Annotated in this window: 23 protein-coding genes and 2 tRNA genes; 16 read left to right on the top strand and 9 right to left on the bottom strand. The window is 67.1% G+C overall.

Translation table 11 applies throughout. From position 1 onward, the window contains the following. The first annotated feature begins 109 nt into the window (after positions 1-109). The 3 genes from Q0Q02_RS06580 to Q0Q02_RS06590 are packed head-to-tail and all read left to right on the top strand — an operon-like array spanning position 110 to position 4103. A complete protein-coding gene (locus Q0Q02_RS06580) occupies positions 110-1816 on the top strand; it encodes a class I adenylate-forming enzyme family protein (protein ID WP_293807923.1) in 1707 nt (568 codons plus the stop codon). Next, a complete protein-coding gene (locus Q0Q02_RS06585; protein ID WP_293807925.1) occupies positions 1813-3261 on the top strand; it encodes an amidase in 1449 nt (482 codons plus the stop codon). Before Q0Q02_RS06580 ends, Q0Q02_RS06585 begins: the two co-directional genes overlap by 4 nt. Then, a complete protein-coding gene (locus tag Q0Q02_RS06590; protein ID WP_293807926.1) occupies positions 3258-4103 on the top strand; it encodes an amidohydrolase family protein in 846 nt (281 codons plus the stop codon). Before Q0Q02_RS06585 ends, Q0Q02_RS06590 begins: the two co-directional genes overlap by 4 nt. A 212-nt stretch (positions 4104-4315) precedes the next feature. Here the strand turns inward: Q0Q02_RS06590 and Q0Q02_RS06595 are convergent. Both Q0Q02_RS06595 and Q0Q02_RS06600 read right to left on the bottom strand, forming a co-directional pair. Further along, positions 4316-4400: transfer RNA gene (locus tag Q0Q02_RS06595), tRNA-Tyr, on the bottom strand. Between the two features lie 288 nt (positions 4401-4688). Beyond that, positions 4689-5231, bottom strand: coding sequence for an AAA family ATPase (locus Q0Q02_RS06600; protein WP_293807928.1), 543 nt, complete (start codon positions 5229-5231; stop codon positions 4689-4691). Positions 5232-5343: 112 nt separating this feature from the next. On the opposite strand from Q0Q02_RS06600, the gene rlmB reads away from it, so the two are divergent. From rlmB to Q0Q02_RS06620, 4 genes are all read left to right on the top strand, one after another. Then, positions 5344-6144, top strand: a complete 801-nt coding sequence (rlmB, locus tag Q0Q02_RS06605; protein WP_293807930.1) for a 23S rRNA (guanosine(2251)-2'-O)-methyltransferase RlmB — start codon at positions 5344-5346, stop codon at positions 6142-6144. A gap of 272 nt (positions 6145-6416) precedes the next feature. Then, positions 6417-8075 carry an MFS transporter gene (locus tag Q0Q02_RS06610; protein WP_293807932.1) on the top strand — a complete coding sequence of 553 codons (1659 nt, stop codon included), beginning with the start codon at positions 6417-6419 and terminating at the stop codon, positions 8073-8075. Positions 8076-8292: 217 nt separating this feature from the next. Next, entirely contained in the window at positions 8293-8586 is a 294-nt protein-coding gene (locus tag Q0Q02_RS06615; protein WP_293807933.1) for a GYD domain-containing protein, read from the top strand. A gap of 166 nt (positions 8587-8752) precedes the next feature. Next, positions 8753-8827: transfer RNA gene (locus Q0Q02_RS06620), tRNA-Thr, on the top strand. A gap of 30 nt (positions 8828-8857) precedes the next feature. Here the strand turns inward: Q0Q02_RS06620 and Q0Q02_RS06625 are convergent. Next, positions 8858-9343 carry a DUF3617 family protein gene (locus tag Q0Q02_RS06625; RefSeq protein ID WP_293807935.1) on the bottom strand — a complete coding sequence of 162 codons (486 nt, stop codon included), beginning with the start codon at positions 9341-9343 and terminating at the stop codon, positions 8858-8860. A gap of 173 nt (positions 9344-9516) precedes the next feature. On the opposite strand from Q0Q02_RS06625, the gene Q0Q02_RS06630 reads away from it, so the two are divergent. The 5 genes from Q0Q02_RS06630 (at position 9517) to Q0Q02_RS06650 (ending at position 12924) form a co-directional block, all read left to right on the top strand. Beyond that, entirely contained in the window at positions 9517-9807 is a 291-nt protein-coding gene (locus Q0Q02_RS06630) for a hypothetical protein (RefSeq protein ID WP_293807937.1), read from the top strand. Positions 9808-10021: 214 nt separating this feature from the next. Continuing rightward, entirely contained in the window at positions 10022-10399 is a 378-nt protein-coding gene (locus tag Q0Q02_RS06635; RefSeq protein ID WP_293807939.1) for a hypothetical protein, read from the top strand. 118 nt (positions 10400-10517) lie between these two features. Beyond that, the gene (locus Q0Q02_RS06640; protein WP_293807941.1) at positions 10518-10952 is read left to right on the top strand and encodes a hypothetical protein; all 435 of its coding nucleotides are present in this window, start codon (positions 10518-10520) and stop codon (positions 10950-10952) included. Positions 10953-11029: 77 nt separating this feature from the next. Next, positions 11030-12013, top strand: coding sequence for an MBL fold metallo-hydrolase (locus Q0Q02_RS06645; RefSeq protein ID WP_293807943.1), 984 nt, complete (start codon positions 11030-11032; stop codon positions 12011-12013). A gap of 137 nt (positions 12014-12150) precedes the next feature. After that, the gene (locus Q0Q02_RS06650) at positions 12151-12924 is read left to right on the top strand and encodes an NAD kinase (protein WP_293807945.1); all 774 of its coding nucleotides are present in this window, start codon (positions 12151-12153) and stop codon (positions 12922-12924) included. Between the two features lie 6 nt (positions 12925-12930). Here the strand turns inward: Q0Q02_RS06650 and Q0Q02_RS06655 are convergent, their stop codons facing one another. Then, positions 12931-14145 (bottom strand): DUF2336 domain-containing protein, encoded by a 1215-nt coding sequence (locus Q0Q02_RS06655; RefSeq protein ID WP_293807947.1) that lies wholly within the window; start codon positions 14143-14145, stop codon positions 12931-12933. Further along, complete coding sequence (locus tag Q0Q02_RS06660; RefSeq protein WP_293807949.1) at positions 14142-15218, bottom strand: lytic transglycosylase domain-containing protein; 1077 nt, start codon at positions 15216-15218, stop codon at positions 14142-14144. The genes Q0Q02_RS06655 and Q0Q02_RS06660 overlap by 4 nt, the downstream gene beginning before the upstream one ends. Before the next feature lie 191 nt (positions 15219-15409). On the opposite strand from Q0Q02_RS06660, the gene Q0Q02_RS06665 reads away from it, so the two are divergent. The 3 genes from Q0Q02_RS06665 to Q0Q02_RS06675 are packed head-to-tail and all read left to right on the top strand — an operon-like array spanning position 15410 to position 17019. After that, a complete protein-coding gene (locus tag Q0Q02_RS06665) occupies positions 15410-15907 on the top strand; it encodes a MaoC family dehydratase (protein ID WP_293807951.1) in 498 nt (165 codons plus the stop codon). A gap of 4 nt (positions 15908-15911) precedes the next feature. Then, entirely contained in the window at positions 15912-16790 is an 879-nt protein-coding gene (locus Q0Q02_RS06670; RefSeq protein WP_293807953.1) for a CoA ester lyase, read from the top strand. A gap of 19 nt (positions 16791-16809) precedes the next feature. After that, positions 16810-17019, top strand: coding sequence for a heavy-metal-associated domain-containing protein (locus Q0Q02_RS06675; RefSeq protein ID WP_293807955.1), 210 nt, complete (start codon positions 16810-16812; stop codon positions 17017-17019). Between the two features lie 135 nt (positions 17020-17154). On the opposite strand, the gene Q0Q02_RS06680 is transcribed toward Q0Q02_RS06675, so the two are convergent. Further along, positions 17155-17760: a flavin reductase family protein gene (locus Q0Q02_RS06680; RefSeq protein WP_293807957.1), complete on the bottom strand. Its 606-nt coding sequence runs from the start codon at positions 17758-17760 to the stop codon at positions 17155-17157. A gap of 4 nt (positions 17761-17764) precedes the next feature. After that, positions 17765-18334 carry a nitroreductase gene (locus tag Q0Q02_RS06685; RefSeq protein ID WP_293807959.1) on the bottom strand — a complete coding sequence of 190 codons (570 nt, stop codon included), beginning with the start codon at positions 18332-18334 and terminating at the stop codon, positions 17765-17767. 262 nt (positions 18335-18596) lie between these two features. On the opposite strand from Q0Q02_RS06685, the gene Q0Q02_RS06690 reads away from it, so the two are divergent. Beyond that, positions 18597-19460 (top strand): hypothetical protein, encoded by an 864-nt coding sequence (locus Q0Q02_RS06690; protein WP_293807961.1) that lies wholly within the window; start codon positions 18597-18599, stop codon positions 19458-19460. A 108-nt stretch (positions 19461-19568) separates the two neighbouring features. On the opposite strand, the gene Q0Q02_RS06695 is transcribed toward Q0Q02_RS06690, so the two are convergent. Both Q0Q02_RS06695 and Q0Q02_RS06700 read right to left on the bottom strand, forming a co-directional pair. Further along, on the bottom strand, positions 19569-20228 hold the full coding sequence (locus Q0Q02_RS06695) for a GDSL-type esterase/lipase family protein (protein ID WP_293807962.1): 660 nt from the start codon (positions 20226-20228) through the stop codon (positions 19569-19571). Positions 20229-20314: 86 nt separating this feature from the next. Beyond that, complete coding sequence (locus Q0Q02_RS06700) at positions 20315-21541, bottom strand: OpgC domain-containing protein (protein WP_293807964.1); 1227 nt, start codon at positions 21539-21541, stop codon at positions 20315-20317. Positions 21542-21840: the final 299 nt, after the last annotated feature.

Below are 21840 nucleotides of genomic sequence, written 5' to 3' on the forward strand. Positions count from 1 at the left end.
AAGCCCGGCAAAGCCTCGCAATCCTGCCACGCCCTCAACCGCGCACGAGCACAGACGGAAAATATAACTTCCAGACCTGTTCGACGCGAACATGCCTTTCGAGATGCCAATGCCGCCCCTGCCCGCCGAGACTGAAACGCCCGTCTGGGCCGATGCCTATGTGGCGCGCCTGGCCGCGCTCGATATCGAGACACGGCACCGCGAGATGGAGCGCTTCAGCTTCCCCCGCAATATCGGCACCTTGCTGCGCGAGGCGGCGGCCGAGACGCCGGAGGCCCTCGCCTGGAACTTCTTCGAGACCAGCGAGACGATCACCTATGCCGCGCTCGACAGGGCCGTCGACCGGATGGCGGTGGCGCTCGCCTCCTTCGGCGTGACGCGCGGCATGAAGGTTGGCGTGATGCTGCCGAACTGCCCGCAGATGCCGATCGTCTGGCTTGGGTTGGCGCGGATCGGCGCGGTGATGGTGCCGGTCAACCTGCGCTATACCGGCCGCGAACTCGCCTATGTGCTCGGCGATGCCGGCGCCGAGGCGCTCGTCATCCACGACGAATGCGGCCCGCAATATCGCGAGGCGGTGGAGGTGGCCGAGGCCGGGAAGTTCCCGCGCGCCGACCGCGTGCTGCGCATGGCAGCCGACGAGGCGCAGGAGAGCTTGCTACCGCCGGGCGCCGTGACACTTGAGGCCCTCGTCGCTTCGGTGCCGGAAGGAGCACGGCATGACGGGCCGGAGCCCGCCCATGACGACCTCATGAACATCCAGTACACCTCGGGCACGACCGGCTTCCCCAAGGGCTGCATGCTAACGCATCGCTACTGGCTCGGCGCCGCCTTCGTGAACGGCTTCCGCGATGCCCGGCGCTTCCGCCGCGTGCTCGCCTCGACGCCGTTCTTCTACATGGACCCGCAATGGCTATTGCTGCTGTGCTTCTACCAGCGCGGCACGCTCTTCGTGGCGAAGCGCCAGAGCGCCAGCCGCTTCGCCGCCTGGCTGCGCGAGCACCGTATCCATTTCTGCCTGTTCCCGGAGATCGTCTTCAAGCAGCCTGAGACGCCGGAGGACGGCAAGACCGAGTTGATGCGGGCCAACATCTACGGTCATCGCAAGGAGATCAACGCGGCCCTGCGCAAGCGCTTCAACGCGCCTGCGATGGAGGCTTTCGGCATGACCGAGGTCGGCCCCGGCCTCTACATGCCGCTTGATGCCTTGCACATGGTCGGCTCCGGCTCCTGCGGCATTCCCGCTCCGTTCCGGCAGGCGCGGGTCGTCGACGAGGCGGGCAAGGATGTCCCGCGCGGCGAGATCGGCGAGCTCGTGCTCAAGGGCACCGGCCTGATGCTCGGCTACTACAACCGCCCCGAGGCCAATCGCGACAGCTTCTTCGGCGAATGGTTCCGCACCGGCGATCTCTTCCGGCAGGACGCGGAGGGCTATTTCTACATCGTCGGCCGGCTCAAGGACATGGTGCGGCGCGCCGGCGAGAACATCGCGGCCCGCGAGGTAGAGACCGTCTTGCGCAACATGGACGAGATCGAGGAGGTCGCGGTCGTCCCCGTGCCGGACGACCTGCGCGGCGAGGAGGTCAAGGCCTATGTCCTGCCCGCCGCCGGCCTCAGCGGCAGCGACGAATTGATCGGCCGGATCGCCAGGCATTGCGAGGCCAATCTCGCCGCCTTCAAGATCCCCCGCTACATCGCCTTCGTCGACGACATCCCGCGCACCGCCTCGCAGAAAGTCGCGAAGACGGCCTTGACGGCCGGCATCGCCGACCTGCGTCTCGGCGCCTTCGACAGGGTGGAAGGAATCTGGCGATGAGCATGCCCCTCTGGAGCCGCAGCGCGGCGGAGCTCCTGCCCGAGCTGCGCTCAGGCACGCTCAAGGCCGAGACGCTGATGCGCTCCGTGCTCGGCCAGGTCGAAGCGCGCAACGGGCCGGTCAACGCCTTCTCCCATGTCGCGAGCGAGAGCGCGCTCAACGCCGCCCGCGAAGCCGACCGCAAGCTCGCAAGTGGTGCCGCGCCCGGCCCGCTCCACGGCCTGCCCTTCAGCGTCAAGGATCTCGTCGCCGTCGCCGCCATGCCGCTGGAATATGCCTCGCATGCCTTCGCCGGGCAGGTCGCCGAAGCCGATGCCGAGGCTGTCGCCCGCCTCCGCCGCGCCGGTGCGATCCCCTTCGCGAAATCGACCACCCCGGAATTCGGCCACAAGGTGCTGACCGATTCCCCGCGACAGGGCATCAGCCGCAATCCCTGGAACACCGACTATAGCTGCGGCGGCTCCAGCGGCGGCGCGGCGATCGCGGCTGCAATGGGCTTCGGCCCACTCCATCTCACCTCGGACGGTGCCGGCTCGGGCCGCATCCCTGCCTCCTGCTGCGGCGTCGTCGGCCTGAAGCCGAGCTGGGGCGCGGTTCCGCACGAGACCACGACGGACCTGTTCGGCTCGCTGACCTGCCTCGGCCAGATGGGCCGCACGGTCGCGGATGTCGCGCTGATGTTCAACGCGATGAAGGGCACCGACCGGCGCGATCCGCTCTCCTTCGGCGGCTCAGCCGAGCCCGTCCGGCTTCCCGAGAACCCCGTCGCCGCCCTCAAGGGCCTGCGCTTCCGCTACGTGCCCAAGACGCTCAATCGCTGGGTCGCCCCGGCGGTCGAGGCGGCCGTCGGCGAGACGGTCGAGCGCCTGCTGGCAGTCGGCGCCGAGCGCGTGACGATGCTGGACGATATCGTCTTCGATACGCCCTCGGCCCTCGTGCTGATGCGCGCCTACCAGCATGCCCGCTTCGGTACGCTGCTGGAGGAGCACGGCGCGCGCATGGATCGCACCGCCCGCCTCGGCCTCACCCTGCAGCCGGAAGCGCAGACCTATACGCGCCTCGCCCATGCCCAGCGCGCCCGCTCCGAAATCTACCGGCAGGTGGAACGCCTCTTCGACGGCGCCGATATCTTCATCACGCCCACCGTCGCGACGCCCGCCCTGCCCATCGGCCAGCAATCGGACGGCCCGCTCATCGTCGACGGCATCGACCACGGCCCGCTGCGCGACGCCTGGTATCCCTACACCATCCCCTACAATGCCAGCGGGCACCCGGCGCTGTCCGTTCCCTGCGGCATGAGCCCGGAGGGCCTGCCGATCGGCCTCCAGATCGTCGGCCGCTGGCATTCGGAAGCCCAGCTTCTGGCGGTTGCCGCTGCGATCGAAGCCCTGAAACCTTGGGCTGCGACCTGGCCCGCCCTCTCCGGCAAGGAGCAGCTTTCGTGATCATCGATTATGGCAGCCGCCCGCCGCTTCCCGCCTTCGGCCCGAAGGGCGCCGAGCATCTCAAGCGCTACCGGCAGGTCTATGCCGCCAGCGAGACCGCGGCCGAGCCCCAGCACGATCTCGCCGGCTATCTCGCCGAATACGACAAGGCCGGCGTCAGCCATGTCTGCGTCAAGGCGCGCGACCTCGAGACGACCTACGGCTGGCGCATCAGCAACGAGGATGTCGCCGATTTCTGCCGCGAGCAGGGACCGCGCTTCATCGGCTTCGCCGGGGTCGACCCGAACAAGGGCATGACCGCCGTGCGCGAGCTCGACCATGCTGTGCGCGTGCTCGGCCTGCGCGGGCTCAACCTGCAATGCTTCGAACACCATCTCGCGATCAACGACCGGCGGATGTACCCGCTCTATGCCAAATGCATCGAGCTCGACATTCCCGTGAACATCCATTGCTCGATCAATTTCGCGACCTCGACCTTGATGCGCTACGGCCATCCGTCGCTGCTCGATGAGGTCATGGTCGATTTTCCCGAGTTGCGGGTCTGCGCCTCGCCGCCGGGCTTCCCCTGGGTGCATGAACTGATCGGCGTGGCCTGGCGCCATCCCAATCTCAGCATCGGCCTCGTCGCCGTCCGGCCAAAGTATCTGCAGGTCGCGGGCTCCGGCTACGAGCCGCTGCTGCAATACGGCCGCACAGTCCTCAAGGACCGGATCATCTTCGGCAGCGCCTATCCGCTCGGCCCGATCGCGCGCACCATCGCCGAGATCAGGGCGCTTCCGATCGGCGAGGAGGTCGAGAAGCTTTGGCTCCACGACAATGCCAAGCGCTTCCTGCGAATCTAGAGCCATTCCAGCAAAAGTGCGCAGCGGTTTTGCGTCCGGAATTGCGCAAAAACAAAAGTTAGCGCTCCGCTTCCGCAAGAAGGCGCCGCTGCTCCGGACAGGCCGCAAGAATCGCGGCGGCCCGGAACGGCGGCGTATTCGCGCGCGGTCCGTCCGCGAACGGCGCGGCGGCGTCCGCAGATCGGAGCTTAATCAGAGTCTTGGAAGGATGGTGGTGGGGGAAGCAGGACTCGAACCTGCGAAGGCATAGCCAGCGGATTTACAGTCCGCCCCCTTTGCCGCTCGGGACATTCCCCCGCCTGCGCCCTTGATCGGCTCTGTGAGCCCAGGGCCACCGATATGTCACTTTCGCGACGACCGGTAGGCGCGGCCGGACTTATGGTGACCGGGCCGCGCCCTGTCAACGGCAAAAAGACCGATGCTGTGAATTCGTTGTGAAGGGGGCCGGATGGGCGCCGCGCCGAAACAAGGCCAAACCCCGGAGGGTTCGCAAACGGCAGCCGTCCGCCGGACGGTCAGGCCGCCTCATCGGAGCGGCGAGCGAAGCGAGCTGGCGTGAGATCGGAAAACGGCCCTGCAAACCGATCAGCTTTCCGCCGCCTCGTGGCCCAGAACGAAAGCCACCCGCTCGGCCAGGCTCGCACGGGGCAGTTCGACGAGGGTGTAGCCGTAACGGGGATAGGTCTCGGCCATCGTCGCATAGGTCCGCTCGGCCTCGGCGAAATCCTGCTTCCGCTCGGCATCCTGCGTGAAGATCTCCCGCCAGGGCGGCGCGATGAAGACGGTGCGCCGATAGCGCAACTGTCGCGCCGCGCGCTCGACGGGATCGGGAATCGGCAGGCCGCAGAGCGTCAGGTAACCGGCGATGTCGGGCAGGCCGCGATCGAAGAAGAAGACGTCCCGCCCCGCGAGGGCTTCGGCATGGCTGCGCAGGTCCTCCGCCAGCATCAATGCGGCGAACCGGCCGGGATCGACCCAGGGCAGCCCCTTGCCGCCGAGCGCCTGCTGTTCGCGGATGACGGCGCGCCCGGCCTCGGGCCGCACCTTGTGGCCGGCCGCCGCCAGCGCCTCGATCAGGCTCGTCTTTCCCGCTCCGGGTCCGCCGGTGACGACGATCGGCCGGTCCATGTCCTGTGGCATCCTGGCGCCTTTCCTCCTGGATATGTCGGCAAAGGATGGTTCGCGCTGGCCAAGCGCGCCGCGTCGTGGCACGGCAGTCCGGCAATCACTGGAGAGAGCGATGGCTCCGCCGTTCCGCCCGAAACATGCCAGGCCCGCAGGGGGCCGCCCCGGCGCCCGCCGCCCCGACGGCCCGCCGCCGCACCGGCCGGGCGATATCGACGAGGCCGTGCTCTACGGCGTTCACCCCGTCGTCGAGGCGCTGAAGAATCCGCAGCGGCGCTTCCGGCGGCTGCTCGCCACCGAGAATGGCCTGCGCCGCCTGCAGGAGCAAGTCGGAGACCTGCCGCTCGAGGCCGAGATCGTGCGTCCGTCCGAGATCGACCGCCTGCTGACGCCCGATTCGGTGCATCAGGGCCTCTATCTCGTCTGCGATCCCCTGCCCTCGCCCGATCTCGACAGCCTGCCGGACGATGCGATCGTGCTGGCGCTCGACCAGATCACCGACCCGCATAATGTCGGCGCCATCCTGCGCTCGGCCGCCGCCTTCGCTGCCGCGGCCGTGATTGTCACGATCCGGCATTCCCCGGCAGCGACCGGCGTGCTCGCCAAATCCGCCTCCGGCGCGCTGGAGCATGTCCCGCTCGTTGCGGTGCGCAATCTCGGCGACGCGCTCGAGACGCTCGGCAAACGCGGCTTCCTGCGCATCGGCTTCGATTCGGACGGCGATGTCGCGCTCGACGACGTCGCACTCCGCCGCCCCCTGGTCATGGTCATGGGCGCCGAGGGCAAGGGCCTGCGCCAGCGCTCGCGCGAGCTCTGCGACCATGTCGCGCGGCTCGAAGTGCCCGGCACGATCACCAGCCTCAACGTCTCGAACGCGACCGCGATCGCGCTCTACGCGGCCAGCCGCCGCCGCTGAGCGGCTGGCCCGCAGCATCGGGAAAAGCGCGTTTCGCGCCATTTCCGCTCTGCAAAATCTCCCCCGCCGATAGTCTCATAGACGAACGGTGCAAGACCAAGTGCCTGATTGCCCCTGCGACAATCCGCGCGCAATCCTCTGAAGCGAGCTGGAATGACGGGACTTACCCGTCGTCCGGCAGCGCGGCCACCGTCATTCAGAACGTGAACCGCGCGGAACGAGGTTGCCGGGCTCAACCCGGCTTCAGAGCTTCACCAGGGGAGACAAGCGCCATGAGCATGGCATCACACGCATCGGACTCGCGGGCAGCGCCCCGGCCGATGACCAAGGAGGAAAGGAAGGTCATCATCGCCTCGTCGGCCGGCACGGTCTTCGAGTGGTATGACTTCTATCTGGCGGGCTCGCTCGCCGCCAACATCGCCCAGACCTTCGTGCCCGGCGACAACGACACAGCCAAGTTCATCTTCGTGCTGTTCGGCTTCGCCGCGGGCTTCGCGGTCCGCCCCTTCGGCGCCCTGTTCTTCGGCCGCCTCGGCGACATGATCGGCCGCAAATACACCTTCCTCGTCACGATGACAGTCATGGGCCTCGCCACCTTCGTGGTCGGCCTGCTGCCCGGCTTCCAGACGATCGGCTACGCCGCCCCGACCATCTTCATCATCTGCCGCCTGCTGCAGGGCCTCGCGCTCGGCGGCGAATACGGCGGTGCCGCGACCTATGTCGCCGAGCACGCCCCGATGGGCCGGCGCGGCTTCTACACCTCCTGGATCCAGACGACCGCGACGGTCGGCCTGTTCCTGTCGCTGATCGTCATCCTCGTCCTGCGCCTGAGCATGACGCCGGAAGCCTTCGCGGCCTGGGGCTGGCGCGTTCCGTTCCTGCTCTCGATCATCCTGCTCGGCTTCTCGGTCTGGATCCGTCTCCAGCTCGCTGAATCGCCGGCCTTCGTGAAGATGAAGGAGGAGGGCACGCATTCGAAGGCGCCGCTTTCCGAGGCGTTCGGCAACTGGCAGAACGCCAAGATCGGCATCGTCGCGCTGCTCGGCGGCACCGCCGGCCAGGCGGTCGTCTGGTACACCGGCCAGTTCTACGCGCTGTTCTTCCTGACCCAGACCCTGAAGGTCGACGGCACCACCGCGAACCTGATGATCGCGCTCGCCCTGCTGCTCGGCACGCCCTTCTTCATCCTCTTCGGCTGGCTCTCCGACAAGATCGGCCGCAAGCCGATCCTGCTGGCCGGCTGCCTGATCGCGGCGCTGACCTATTTCCCGCTCTTCACCATGCTGGCCAAGACCACGAATCCGAATCTGATCGCGGCCACCGAGAACGTGAAGCTGGTCCTGACCGCCGATCCGGCCGAATGCGGCACGCTGTTCGACCCCGTGGGCGTGCGGACCTTCACCAAGCCCTGCGACGTCGTGCGCCGGACGCTGGCCACCGCCTCGGTCCACTACGATCTGGCGGCCGGACCGGCGGGCTCGCCGCTCAAGGCAACGATCAACGGCAAGGACGCCCCGAGCGGAGCCGCCGCCCTCGTCGCCGCCGCCCAGGCTGCCGGCTATCCCAAGCCGGGCGATGCCAGCATCCTGAAGACCCCGTCCTTCGGCGAGATGCTGTCCAGCCCGCGCGCCCTGCAGGCTGTCGGCATCCTGTTCCTGTTCGTCCTCTTCGTGACGATGGTCTACGGCCCGATCGCGGCCCTGCTGGTCGAGCTCTTCCCGACCCGCATCCGCTACTCCGGCATGTCGCTGCCCTATCACATCGGCAACGGCTGGTTCGGCGGCTTCCTGCCTCCGACCGCCTTCGCCATCGTGGCGGCCAGCGGCAACATCTTCTCCGGCCTCTGGTATCCGATCATCGTGGCGCTCGGCACCTTCGTGATCGGCCTGCTCTTCCTGCCGGAAACCAAGAACCGCGACATCCTGGACTGATCGTCGCCTGAACGCGAACCGGGCCCCGCCTCCCAAGGCGGGGCCCTTTTTATTGCCTCGTCGCCACCCGCCTTTGCCGTCCTGCTCGGCTGCGCGCTGTGCTATTCTGGCCGGCAAGGTCCGGCCGATGGCTGAAGCCATTCCAACCGGTGGCGACAATCAAGCCGCCACCAGGTACTTCCGATGAACAGGCCGGGCCGTTTCAGGGAGTAGCGCGATGACGACCTACATCATGCTGGCGAATTGGACCGATCAGGGCGCACGCAACGTCAAGGCCTCGCCAGCCCGCCTCGATGCCGCCAAGCAGGCGCTCAAGGAGGTGGGTGGCGACTTCAAGGCCTTTTTCATGACCATGGGCAAATACGACATGGTGATCGTCTGCGAGGCGCCGGACGATGCGGTCCTGGCGCGCTTCTGCCTGCAGATCGCCATGCTCGGCAATATCCGCACCGAAACCCTCAAGGCCTTTCCCGAGGCCGCCTATCGCGAGATTATCCGCTCGGTAAGCTGAGCCCATCGGCCGGATAGCCGAGCTGGACGAGGCCGCTGGAAAGCATCGAACGCACCGAGGGAACTCGACTGCGAATGCTTGCCCTCGCCGCGATCGGCTGGTAACCGCTATCGAGCCGCCGATGGGAAGTCCCCGTCGGCGGTAACCTTGGTCGACCAGCCAGAATGCCGGCATAGCACAGCGGTAGTGCAGCGGTTTTGTAAACCGAAGGTCGGGAGTTCGATCCTCTCTGCCGGCACCAGTTTCCAAAGACTCATCCCAAGCGGCAAGCTTACGGCGCAGGCCTCGACGGAACCGAGATCACCTTGCCGTCCGGCATGATGATGTCGCCGGGCTTCTGGCCGGCGGCGCATTCGCCGAGGCGCTTGGCCTCCACCACGAGCTTGCGCTCGACCGGGCTGGACTGGCCGGGCATGCCGCTCAGCTTGGTCGTTCCCTCGGTGCGGACCGATGTCTCGAAATCGCCGGTGATGATGCTGCTGCCGGATGCCCTGATCTGGCCGACCGCGCATTCCGTCTCGACCGCGTAGCCGTTGGCCGTCTTGGTCACCAGCAGCTTCGAGCAGGCTCCGGCCGCCAGGCCGCCGACGATCGATTGATCGGTTCCCGGCCCGACGCATTGCCTGGCGAGGGTCTCCCCCTCGTTACCCACCGATTTCGTTTCCCATAGCCCGGGCTTGCGCTGTGGAAGCTGCTGCTGTGCCGCGGCGGACAGCGCGACGAGGATGCCGAGTGCGGCAATCAACGCGATTTTCATGACGTCGCTCTCCAAGAGGAATCGGCTCTCGCCAAGACAAGACGGGTGCCAAGGCCAGAATGAGGCGACGCAATCCGCGGCCAACCTTCGGATGCGTCTTGACAGATCGGCCGCTCCGGGAACGTTTGGCGAGCCGGGCGGTTATCCGCCTGTTCAAGCTTCGGGAGGCTTCGATGAAGGCCCTTGTTCTCACGCTTGCTCTTCTGTCGAGCGCAGGAATGGCGGCAGCGCAGACGCGCCCCTCGACCGTCTCCCGGCCCTGCGCGGCGAGCCAGCACGACGTCCGGGCCAATGGCGCGATCGTGCTGGGAACCGGCGGCTACACCTATGACCGGTTCGTTCGCGATCGCAGCTTCTGCGAGAGGGACGAAACCACCGAGCCAGCCTTCGTGCCGAGCCGGGACAGCCAGTCCTGTTTCATCGGTTATCGCTGCAAGAGCCGGTCGAACTTTTTCGACGACTGAGACCAGTCCCTCCATGGAACCTCCGACGCGCCGCCACGTTTTCCTGGTGGGGCGAAACCCCGGTTCGTCCAGGGAGGTTCGCATGCGTCGCCTGCTTCTCGTCGCGGCTTCGGTCACGCCGCTGCTCCTGGCCGCTGGCTTGCCGGCAGCTGCCCAGCCGCATTTCGGTGGCCACGGATTTCGGCATGGCGGATTCCAACCGCGCGGCATCGGCATGAGGCCGTATGGAGTGCGGCCGGCATTCCCCGTCTATCGCCAGGGCTTCCGCCCCGGCTGGCACGGCGGCGGCTGGGGCTGGCGCCGGGCCGGCTTCTATCCCTATCGCGGATATCGCGGCTACCCTTACTGGGGAGCTGCCTCAGGTCTGGCGGCAGCGGCCACGCTCGGCGCGATCGCCGGCTATCCGTATTACGAGCCTTACTACCCCGCCTACCCGGTCTATCCCGCCTATGGGGCGGCACCCGCGGCCGCGGGCGGGATGTGCAGCACGCCGGTCAAGACCTGTACGCTGTACGAGCCCGCTCCGCTCGGGGTGGGGTGCTCCTGCCGCGTGCCGGGCGGCCGCGCCAGAGGCGTGGTCGTCGGTCCTTGATCGACCGGCCCTTGCCTGCATTCCATGACTGGCCGGCGGGCGCGATCATGGGTTAGATGTCCGGCATGTGGCGCCGCGCCAGCGCGGACCGACCTCGGCAAGCTTTGCACGGACCGGAATGGACGACCGGACACAACTTCTGACGCTCGCTGATCGTTGCGAGGCCTCCAGCAAGCCGGACCGCGAGCTCGATGCCGATATCTACGAGGCGCTGGGCTTCATCGTCCGGCGCAAGCCGACGCGTCTGGTCAACCGGCGTACGCCGGCCGGGGGCATCTACCAGCACGGCTCCTTCTGGAAGACGCTGGGCACCGTCAGCGCCGATATCGACATCGCCGTGTCGCTGCTGCGGCAGAAGGCGCCGAGCTGGAGCTGGAGCCTGCAATGCCTCGCAAGCGAGGACAGCATCGCCTTCCAGGCGCTCGTCGCCGATTGCTCCGGACAGGGCGTCATGGGTTCGCTGGCGCTGTGTGCCGCGATGCTGCGCGCCCTCGCCCGTCGCGAGCCGGCTGCGCCCGCGGCGTCCTCACCTCCTCGCCTCACGGAAACTTGACCTGTCGGTCATTCCACACGGTTGAACGCAGGCGGACCGCCGCTAGTCTGCCAGCGATCCGAGGGGAGAATAACCACATGCAGGATACAGATTTCACGCGCCGTGCCGCTCTGGCCGGCGCCGGTGCTTTTGCTGCCGCTGCGACATTGGGTCTGCCCGGTTTCAGCCCGACCCACGCACAAGGAGTTTCGGTGAATCAGGCTCCCGGTTTCTACCGCTACAAGATCGGCGACATCACCCTGACGGCACTCAATGACGGCTTCGGCAAAAGGCCGCTCGAAGGCTTCGTCCGCAATGCCGAGCTCGCCGATGTGAAGAAGGCGATGGCAGAGGCCTTCCTGCCGCAGGATGCGCTCAACATCACCTTCACCACGCTCGTCATCCAGCATGGCGGCAAGCTCACCCTGATCGATACCGGCAACGGCGATTCCGGTGCCCCGACCTCCGGGACCTGGATGGCGAATTTCAAGGCGGCGGGCTTCGACCCCAAGGACGTCTCCAGCGTCGTGTTCAGCCATTTCCATGGCGACCACATCAACGGCTTCCGGCTGAAGGACGGCACCGCCGTCTTTCCGAATGCCGAAGTGATGGTCCCGGCCGCCGAATGGGCCTTCTGGATGGACGACGCCAAGATGAGCGCGGCGCCCGAGGGCATGAAGGGCGCCTTTGCCGGCGTGCGCCGCGTCTTCGGCCCCGTCGCCAAGGACGTGAAGCAGTTCGAGGCGGGCAAGGAACTCCTGCCGGGCCTGACGCCGATCGCCGCGCCCGGCCATACGCCCGGACACACCGTCTTCGCGCTGACCTCCGGCAACGGCAAGCTGATGATCATGTCCGACACGACCAATCATCCAGCCCTTTTCGTGCGCAATCCCGACTGGTCGGCCGTGTTCGACATGGACGGCCCGCAGGCGGCGGCGACGCGGCGCAAGCTCCTCGACATGGTCTCGGCCGAGCGCATGCAGGTCGCCTTCTATCACGCTCCCTTCCCGGCAACCGGCTTCATCGCCAAGGACGGCAACGGCTTCGAGATGGTGCCTGTGCAATGGAGCACCGCCCTCTGAAACAGCGGCATTGTCGACAACATCGAGGCCGGGCCCGTCGCCCGGCCTTTTTTATTGCCCCTGCGGCCTCGCGGCCGGCAGCCCCGTCATGGTAAGCCTGCCGCGATGCCCCCGAGGCTGCCGTTTCAGGATTCATGATGACCGAGCGTTTCGGGGCGATCTCCTTTGTCGCCAACGATACTCCCGAGGCCGAGACCGCCCTCGCCAAGCTGGTCGAGCGCTACGGCAATGCCGACCCGGCGGAAGCCGGGGTGATCGTCGCGCTCGGCGGTGATGGCCTGATGCTGCAAACGCTCCATCGCTTCCTCGGCACCGGCAAGCCGATCTACGGGATGAATCGCGGCTCGGTCGGCTTCCTGATGAACGAGTTCAGGGAGCGTGGCCTGACCAAGCGGCTGGCGGCGGCGCAGCGCAGTGTGGTGCATCCTCTCTCGATGCAGGCCGTGGACCGCAACGGCACGATCGTGCGCGCGCGTGCGATCAACGAGGTCTCCCTGCTGCGGCGCTCCTATCAGGCGGCGAAGCTGCGCATCTCGGTGGATGGGCAGGTGCGCCTCGCGGAGCTGATCGCAGACGGCGTGCTATTGGCGACGCCCGCCGGCTCGACAGCCTACAATCTCTCAGCCAATGGCCCGATCCTGCCGCTCGATGCGCCGTTGCTGGCGCTGACGCCGATTTCGGCCTTCCGCCCCCGCCGTTGGCGGGGCGCGCTCTTGCCCGACCATGCCCGTGTCTCGATCGAGGTGCTGGAAGCCGAGAAGCGCCCGGTCAGCGCTGTCGCCGACCACACGCAGATCGACGAGGTCCACACGGTGGAGATCGAGATCGATCGCGATGTCGACCTCGTCATGCTGCACGACCCCGGCCACAGCCTGGACGAACGCATCCTGCGCGAGCAGTTCGGCTACTGAAGCGGTTCAGGCCGCGTCGCGCAGGTCGCTCTCTGCGAGCTCGATCAGGAACGAGGGATCCGCTTCGACCAGAAGCGCAAGCGCGGCATCGTCCGCCAGCGAATCGGCGAGATTGCGCGCCTCCTCGCGGGCAGCCTCGGCATCCATGCGGCGCAGCATGGCCATCAGCCCGTCGGCTTCCGGCCCCTCCTGCCTCTCGCAGGCGATCAGGACCGCACGCAACAGGTCGCGATCCAGGCCCTGGCGGGCATTTCCCCGATCGAAGCCGCGGGCATTCAGGGCGATGATGGCGGCGGTGAAGGCGGGTTCCAGCCTCGCCGAGAGCCCGGCCTTGCGGCAAAGCGCCTTGAGCCCCGCCCCGCGCTTGTCGCGCAACAGCGCCGCGACCCGCTCCTCGGGCAGGCCGGACAGCGCGACGAAGGCCGCCTCGGCCAGAGCCGGCTCGCCGCTGAGCAGCGAGCGCAGCATCAGCCCCGGGGTCAACCGACCGGCACCCCTGAGAACCTCGACGATCGCCGGCGCATCGCTCGCCTCGCCGCCGGCGGCCAAAGCGACCGCGACCCGCTCCGTCGACTCGCGCGCCAGCCGCGCGCTGCGCTCGGGCGTCAGCCAGCCGCAGCCTGCGACGAAGCTCGCCAGCGTGTCGGACACGCGCGCGGCAATGGCCTGCCGCAGGCCTCCCGGCAGGTCGGCGCGCTCGAGCAGCGCCTCGCGCAGGGTACCGCTGTCGCCATGCCGCTCGATCATGCGTTCGAGCGAGAAATCCGGGATCTCGGCGGTGCGGTTTCCGGCGAGGGTGATGAGCGCCTCTTCGCAACCCACTTCGGCCAACGCCGCACAGACGCTCACCGGCAGGCAGCGGCGCATGGCGATGGCCTTCTGGGCAAGCGCATCGCCGACCGCGGCGGCGTCGACCAGATCGGCCTCGGTCAACACCGGCGAATGCGCCAGGACCAGCGCCGCGACATCGCTCTGCTCGGCGATCAGGCTGAGCGCGAGATTGCGCGGCGTACGCCTCGACGGCGCCATCTCCTCGGCGATCGCCCGGCGCACCAACGGTGACGGATCGTCGATCAGCGCCATCAGCGCCGTCTCGGCCTCGTGCCGGTCCTCGTCGGACATGTCCGAGCGCAGATAGGCTCCCGCCAGGCTGGCGGCACCGCTCGCGCGCGCCCCCGCCGGTGCGGTGCGGGCCCAGAGCAGGAAGCGCCGAACGATCATGCGCCGCTCCGCTGGATCATGAAGGAAGACAGGTCGAGCGGCCCGTTTCGACGCTTCGCGGCCGGCTGCGACGCCGCAACGCCGGGCTGCGACAGGTCGCTCGGCCGCGACGGCGGCAGCGGCGCATTGACGGTCTTGCCTCCTGCGCCGGCCACCACGCCGCCTGCACCCGGATTCGCATCCGACATCGTGGCGTCACTCTGGCCGGAGCGGGGGAAATAGCGTTCACCGCCTTCGAGCGAGGCCATGCGCGTGCCGCCACGCGACGGTGTCGTCCAGAGATTGGCAACGGCCTTCGAGACCGGATCGCGCGAGCCATTGGTCGAGAACAACCCGACGAGTCCCTTGGCGCGCCCCTCGCGCAGGCCGGCGGCAACCTCGGCGACCGGAATGTCGTCCTGTCCCGCTTGCGGATTCTGCGTCACATTGGCTGCGACCTGCGTGCTCGCATGGCTCGCAGCCAGCACGCCATAGACTTCCTGCACGCTGCGCGCGCGCCCGGCCTTGTCGTAGAAGATCGAGCGGTTGGCTGCCGCAGCATCCGGAAAATCCCGCGCTGCGACGCGGCCAGGATCGCTGGCCGCAGCGCGGATCAGGTCGGAGGCGCCGCGCGCGCCGAGCACATGCGCCATGTAGAGCTCGCCGGCCTGCGGCTGGCGGCCGAGGCTCGAGGCGAGCTGATCACGATTCTTCTGGGTCAGCGCACCGGCCATCACGGCCGCGACCTGCGGATCGTTGCGCAATTGCAGGATCTTCTCGCGCGCCGCCGGATCCGAGACGCTGAGGCGCCCGCCGCTCTCCGTGATCGCGTCGGCATATTGCGAGAGGCCCTGCTTCGGCCCCTCCTGCTTGACCATCGAAAGCCAGGTCTGCTCGATGAACTGGAACAGCCCCGTGGCGCTTGACGTGCTCGCCTTGGCGGTCGGCTCCAACGACGACTCGCGCTGCGCCGTCTTGAGCAGATAGTCGAATCCTGCCCCCGTCCGCTCCGCACCCTGGCGGATGGCGCTGACGACCGGGCTCGCCGGCTGCGTTTCGCGGCTCTGGCTCTGCGGCGTGGTGAAGAGGAACATCGAGACCTTCGGCGGCAGCCCGCGCGCATTGCGAGGGCACGCCTCGAAATTGCCTCCATTATGGTAAGCGAACCGTTAAGATCGGCCCCACACCGCAGGCCGTCCGCGCTTTCCGCTTCCCTCCCGGCGGAGGTCACTCTACGACTTCTGGTCCCGGCTCAGCAGCCGGCATTGTGAAGACGGAGGCGTCGATGGCGGATGTGGTGCGTCACAAGCGTGGCGGGATCTATTTCGAGGATTTCCAGGTCGGCGCGGTCATCGAGCACGGCCTAACCCGCACCGTCACGCAGATGGACAACATGCTGTTCTCCAACATGACGCTCAACCCGCAACCCCTTCATATCGATGCGCATTTCTGTGCGACCGAGACCGAATGGGGCAAGCCGCTGATGAACTCGCTGTTCACGCTCGGCCTGATGATCGGCATCTCCGTCAACGACACCACCGTCGGCACCACCATCGGCAATCTCGGCATGACCGATGTGCTCTTCCCCGCCCCGCTCTTCGAAGGCGACACGATCAACTGCACCACCGAGATCGCGGCCAAGCGCGAGTCGCGCTCGCGGCCCGATGCCGGCATCGTCGAGTTCGTGCACAAGGCCTACAAGCAGGACGGCACGCTGGTCGCGCAGTGCCGCCGGCAGGCCTTCATGCGCAAACGTCCGGCCCCCGATACGGTTGCGGTCTGATCCCATGCGCTCGCTCCTGTTCGTGCCGGGCGACAGCCCGAAGAAGCAGCAGAAAGGTCTGGAAAGCGGCGCCGACGCGCTGATCCTCGACCTTGAGGATTCCGTCGCGCTCGACGCCAAGCCGCAGGCGCGCGAAATCACCCGCGCCTTCCTCGAATCCGCTCGCGCGCTGCCGAAACGCCCGCTGCTGATCGTCCGCATCAATGCTTTGACGACCGGGATGAGCGATGCCGATCTCGACGCGATCATGCCCGGCGCGCCCGACGCGATCATGCTGCCGAAATCGGAGGGCGGCACCGATGTCGGCCACCTCGCCGCGAAGATCGCGGTGCGCGAGGCCGAGTCCGACCTGCCGGACGGCACGACACGCATCCTCCCGATCGGCACCGAAACCGGCAAGGCGATCTTCGGGCTCGGCAGCTATAGCCGCTCTTCGCATCGCCTGATGGCGCTGACCTGGGGCGCGGAAGACCTCTCGGCCGATCTTGGCGCCGAGACCAACCGGCTGGAGGACGGCTCCTATGCCGATCCCTACCGCCTCGCCCGCGCACTGACCCTCTTCGCGGCGACGGCAGCGCAGGTCGACGCGATCGATACGGTTTTCACCAATTTCCGCGACGATGCCGGCTTCCGGGCGGAATGCCTCGCGGCGCGCCGCGACGGCTTCACGGGCAAGATGGCGATCCATCCGGCGCAGGTCCCCGTCATCAACGAGATCTTCGCTCCATCGCCGACGGCGCTCGCCAAGGCGGAGCAGATCATCGCGCTGTTCGAGGCCAATCCCGGCGCCGGCGTCATCGGCCTCGATGGCGAAATGCTGGATCGCCCCCATCTGATCAAGGCACAGCGACTCGTCGCCCGAGCTCGCAAACTGGCTGAATGAACCGCCGGAGGCGATTCGAATGACTCAGGTTTTCGAGGTTTCAGGCATGCATTGCGGCGGCTGCGCCTCGCGCGTCCAGCGCGCCGCGACGGTGCTCGCCCCCGGCGCGACCGTGACGCTCGACCCGCCGCGCCTCACCTTGCCGGACGGGGCCAAGCTCGATGCGGAGGCGATCAACAAGGCACTGGCAGAGTTCGGTGATTATCGCGCCAAGCCGCTGGCGGGTTGAAGGCTTTAGCCAACCTGCGCCGACCTCTCCGTCATGGTCGGGCTTGTCCCGACCATCCACGTCTTCATTCGTGCCAAGCCGTGCTGAAGACATGGATGCTCGCCACAAGGGCGAGCATGACGGCCCCTGACGCCCCTACCCGCCCGCCGGGCGTGTGATCGAGAACAGGCTCGTCACCTCGGCATAATCGGCATAGCCACAGCGCGCGATCGGGTTGGCGCCAGCCGTGTCGAAACGCCCGTCCTTGACATAGGCGTCATCGATGAAGATGCCGACGACCTGCCCCAGTACCATCCAGCGCGGCACGGCCTGGCCGTCGAGATCATGCAATTGCTGGATCGAGAGCAGCTTGCATTCGAGCGCGGCCGGCGTGCCGGCGACGCGCGGCGGCTTGACGAAGCGCGACGGCGCCATCGTGAGCCCCGCATGCGCATACTCGCTCTCGCCGCGCGGCAAGGGCGCCGAGGTCAGGTTCATCGGCTGCGCCAAGGCCTTGGTCACCAGCGAGCAGGTGAACTCACCGGTCTCCTCGACGAAGGCGACGGCGTCTTTCTTGTTCTCGGAGGAGAACATCACGATGTTCGGCCGCGACGAGATCGCGTTGAAGAAGCTGTAGGGCGAGAGATTGACCTCGCCCTTGGCACTCAGCGCCGTGATCCAGCCGATCGGCCGCGGCGCGACGATCGCCTTGAACGGATCATGCGCGAAGCCGAGATCGTCCTGCGTGGCCGAATAGATCATCGCGTCAGGTCCCGTAATAGCTGACGATATCGGCCATCACCGGCCGGTCGCGATCGGTGATCGGCGCCGTTGGGGTGCCCAGATGCACGAAGCCGGCCATCCGCTCGTCCTCGGCCAGCCCGAACGCCGTCAGGATCTCGCGATCGAAGGAGAACCAGTTGGTGAGCCACGAGCCGGCATAGCCCATGGCATAGGCGGCGACGAGCATGTTCATGCAGACTGCGCCGGCCGAAAGCTCCTGCTCCCAGAGCGGGATCTTGGCGTGCTGGCGCGCCCGCGAGACCACGGCGACGATGACCGGCGCATGCAGCAGGCGCTTGCGCTCGAACTCGACCTGCTCCTCGCTGGCCTGCGGATTCTTTTCGCGGAAGACCCGGGCGACGATCTCGGCCGCCTCCTCGCGGGCCGCGCCCTTGAAGACGATGAAGCGCCAGGGCGCGAGCTTGCCATGGTCGGGCACGCGCGCGGCGATGGCGAGCAATTCGTCGAGCTGGGCGCCGTCAGGGCCGGGCGCAGCGAGGAACTGCGGCGGCACGGAGCGACGCAGCTTGAGCAGAGAGAGCGCATCGGTCATGAAACATCCGGACGGTGGCTTTGGAATTGACCTATTCCTTCGCCATGATGAGGACAAGCGGAGCTGCTCATACATCGCCGCAGAGCCGCCGAGGACGAAAAGCATGCTTGAATTGGAGCATTTTCAAGCGAAGTGGACATCGGTTCGCGTGAAGAAGATGCGACACAACCAAAATCTGAAAAATTTTCGTGTTTCAGGGAAACGCGGAAATGCTTCGGAGGGTTTTGAAGCTGGCCGCCGCCTTGCCGGCGTCGCCTTCGCCATGGCCGTCCTGCTTGCGCCGAACCTCGCCGGCGCCCAGTCCGCCGATCCCGGCCCCGGCGCCGACGCCCCGGCCCCCGCGCCGATGCAAGGCCAGCCGGTCGCGCCGAACGGGCTGGCACGGCTTTCGGTCTCCGCCCAGTTCGCCGCCGACCGCAAGCCGATCCGCTCCGGGCTGAACTGGCGCGTGCTCAGCGAAAACGCCGACGGCAGCTCTCCCAGGATCGTCGCGCGTTCCTCCGAGCAGGAGCCAGCCTTCTCGCTGCCCCCCGGCAACTACATCATCCATGCCGGCTATGGCTTCGCCAGCGGCACCAAGCGCATCAGCCTCGGCCAGCAGGGCCTGCGCGATCAGGTCCAGATCAGCGCCGGCGCGCTCTCGCTCGCGGGCTCGATCGGCGATGCGCCGATCCCGGCTCCCCTGCTCTCCTTCTCGGTCTTCGTGCCGCTACAGGGCAACTCGGAAGGCCGGCTGATCACGAGCGGCGCCAAGGCGGGCGAGATCATCCGCCTGCCCGAGGGCACCTATCACGTCGTCTCGACCTACGGCGATTCCAACGCGATCCAGCGCGCCGACGTGAAGGTCGAGACCGGCAAGGTCACCGACGCGACGCTGCACCACCGCGCCGCCAAGGTCACGCTGAAGCTCGTCGCCAATGCCGGCGGCGAAGCCTTCGCCGGAACCGCCTTCAGCGTGCTGACGCCGGGCGGCGACGTCATCCGCGAGGCGATCGGCGCCTTTCCGCAGGTCATCCTGGCCGAAGGCGACTATGTCCTGATCGCCCGGCAGGAAGGGCAGGTCTATTCGCGCGACTTCAAGGTCGAGTCGGGTAGCGACCGCGATATCGAGGTTCTCGCGAAGTAAGTCATCTCGTCATGCCCGGGCTTGACCCGGGCATCTCGGAAACCAGCGCCCTCTCCTCGTGCGATTCTCGGGTCTCCGCTACGCTCCGCCCGAGAATGACGCTCAGCCTCAGTTCGTCGGCTTTCCGCCCCCGGCCGCCTCGATCCTGACCGGGCCGATCCCGGCGACGATCCCATCGGCGAGCCGCAGCGCCAGGCAGCGATAGCCGGCATCCACCAGATGCAGGCCGTCCATGCCGACGAGCTCCTCCGGCGTGAACTGGCGCGAGTTCGACCAGCCCTTCATCATCGCATAGCGGGGAAACAGCGAGATACCCTGGTCCTGGGCTGTCTTCACCAGCACCGCGCGATAATCGTCGTAATGCGGGTAGCGCCCCTCGCGCGGCAGCCAGGGCAGGTCCATCAGGATCATCTCGATCCCGGCGGCGCGGGCCTTGCCCACCCCCTTGCGCAGGATCTTGGCGAGCTTGTCCTCGCCGATATCGCGGATCGCGTCGTTGATCACCGTCTGCCAGATCACGATCGCCGGCTTCTCGTCGACGACATCCGCCTGCATGCGCAGCAGCATGTCATAGGCGGACTGGCCGCCGACGCCCTTGTTGAGGACCCTGACCTCGACACCGGGCAGGCGCCGCCCCAATTCCGCCTGGAGCACGGCAGGATAGCTCTTGTCGTCGGCGCTGGCGCCCGAGCCGGCAGTAGCCGAAGAGCCCAGCGCCACAATGGTCAGGCGGCCGGTTTCCTGGAGCGCCTTGCGCGCCGCCGGCAAGCTGGGCTGGAAGGCGGTCTTGGCCGCCTCAGCGCGACAGCGGGCCTCCAGCGGCGGCGGAAGCGGAGCCGCGCTCGACCCGGAATTCAGTGCGAGGAGAAGGAAGGCCGCGGCGGCTGCGCGCCACGGGCCTGGGCAGACTCGGCGCTTGCGCCGTATTTCGTGATCGAACGGTACCACGACAGGAAAATCCCTAACCCTGTCAAGATTGTAACGCCAGCCGCGCATATCAGCAACTGAACGCCCAAAGCGAAGGAAGTTTCCGCCAGCACGATCTGGCCGCTGATCGAAAGCACGATTCCAGCGCAGAAGACATGCAGCGAATTCTGCCCGGCGCTGGCGAGCATGCGCCCTGGTGCAGCCTTCGCCATGGCGCTCCCGGCCGGCAGCCAGCGGATCGCCAGCCAGGCCAGCGCCCCGATATGCAGGAGGCGCGCCCAGGCGAGATTGGTCTTGTCCGAGCCGAGCTGCACGGAATCGACCCAGTCGTTCAGCGCGGCGATGCCGGTCGGATTGCCGCTCGACACCTTGACCACCCAGGCAAAGGCGATGAAGGCGACGGCGGCGAGATCGAGCCAGACCAGGCGCGGCGCGCGGATGCCGAGCTGCGCCGCCCGGCCGATGACGACGCCGAGCGTGAAGATGACCTGCCAGGCGAAGGGGTTGAAGAACCAGCCCCCGGCGCTGCCATTGGGCAGATTGAACTCGAAGGCGAGCGCCGCCTGCCAGATCGCTAGCGAACAGGCGAGCGTGAGCAGCGGGCTCAGGCGCGCCGCGTAGTAGATCGCCGGGAAGAGCGCCAGCAGCACGATATAGAGCGGCAGGATATTGAGATAGGACGGCTGATAGGTCAGCGTCAGCGCGCCGATCAGCGCTTCCACCGTGTCACGGAAGAAGGGCTGGATATTGATCGCCTCGATATAGAGCGGATTCTGGGTCTGCGTCACCGCCGTGGCAACCACACCGCAGACGATGATGAAGACCGCGATATGGGCGATGTAGAGCGTCCAGAGCCGCGCGCCGAGCTTCAGTGCCCCGACCGGAAAGCCACGCTGCTCGATCAGCCCGCCATAGGCGAGCGTCGCCGAGACGCCGGCCAGCAGGACGAAGATGTCGGCCGCGTCCGAGAAGCCGTAATTATGCGGCATGTAGGCCGAAACCACGTTCCCCGGCATGTGGTTGATGAAGATGATCAGCAGGGAAAGCCCGCGGATGACGTCGATCCGCGCATCCCGCCCCGGCGCAGCCAGCACTACATCGGCGGCCGGTCGGCCGAGGAGCAGGAAGCGCCTGAAGGAGGAATCGGAGGACATGGGGCACGACAGTCCTTCAGCAGGCCGAAAATCAGGATGGAAACGCCGGCAGCCGATGCGGGTTCCCGGCAGGCAGCTCTCAAGATGAACGTTCGTTGTCGAATTCGTTCATCTAGCGTTCATATAACTCCCGAGGATTCACGTCACGCGGCGCGTTGTCACAAGCCCGTGTGGCGGATCATGAGCGGGTTTGCGGCGGGGTTGAGACGGAGCGAGACCGACACGGCAATGTGATGCCGCACCTATCCGTCATTGCGAGCGTAGCGAAGCAATCCAGGGGGCTGGATTGAACGCTTTAG

This window comes from uncultured Allobosea sp., from assembly GCF_945956895.1.
GTDB lineage: Bacteria > Pseudomonadota > Alphaproteobacteria > Rhizobiales > Beijerinckiaceae > Allobosea.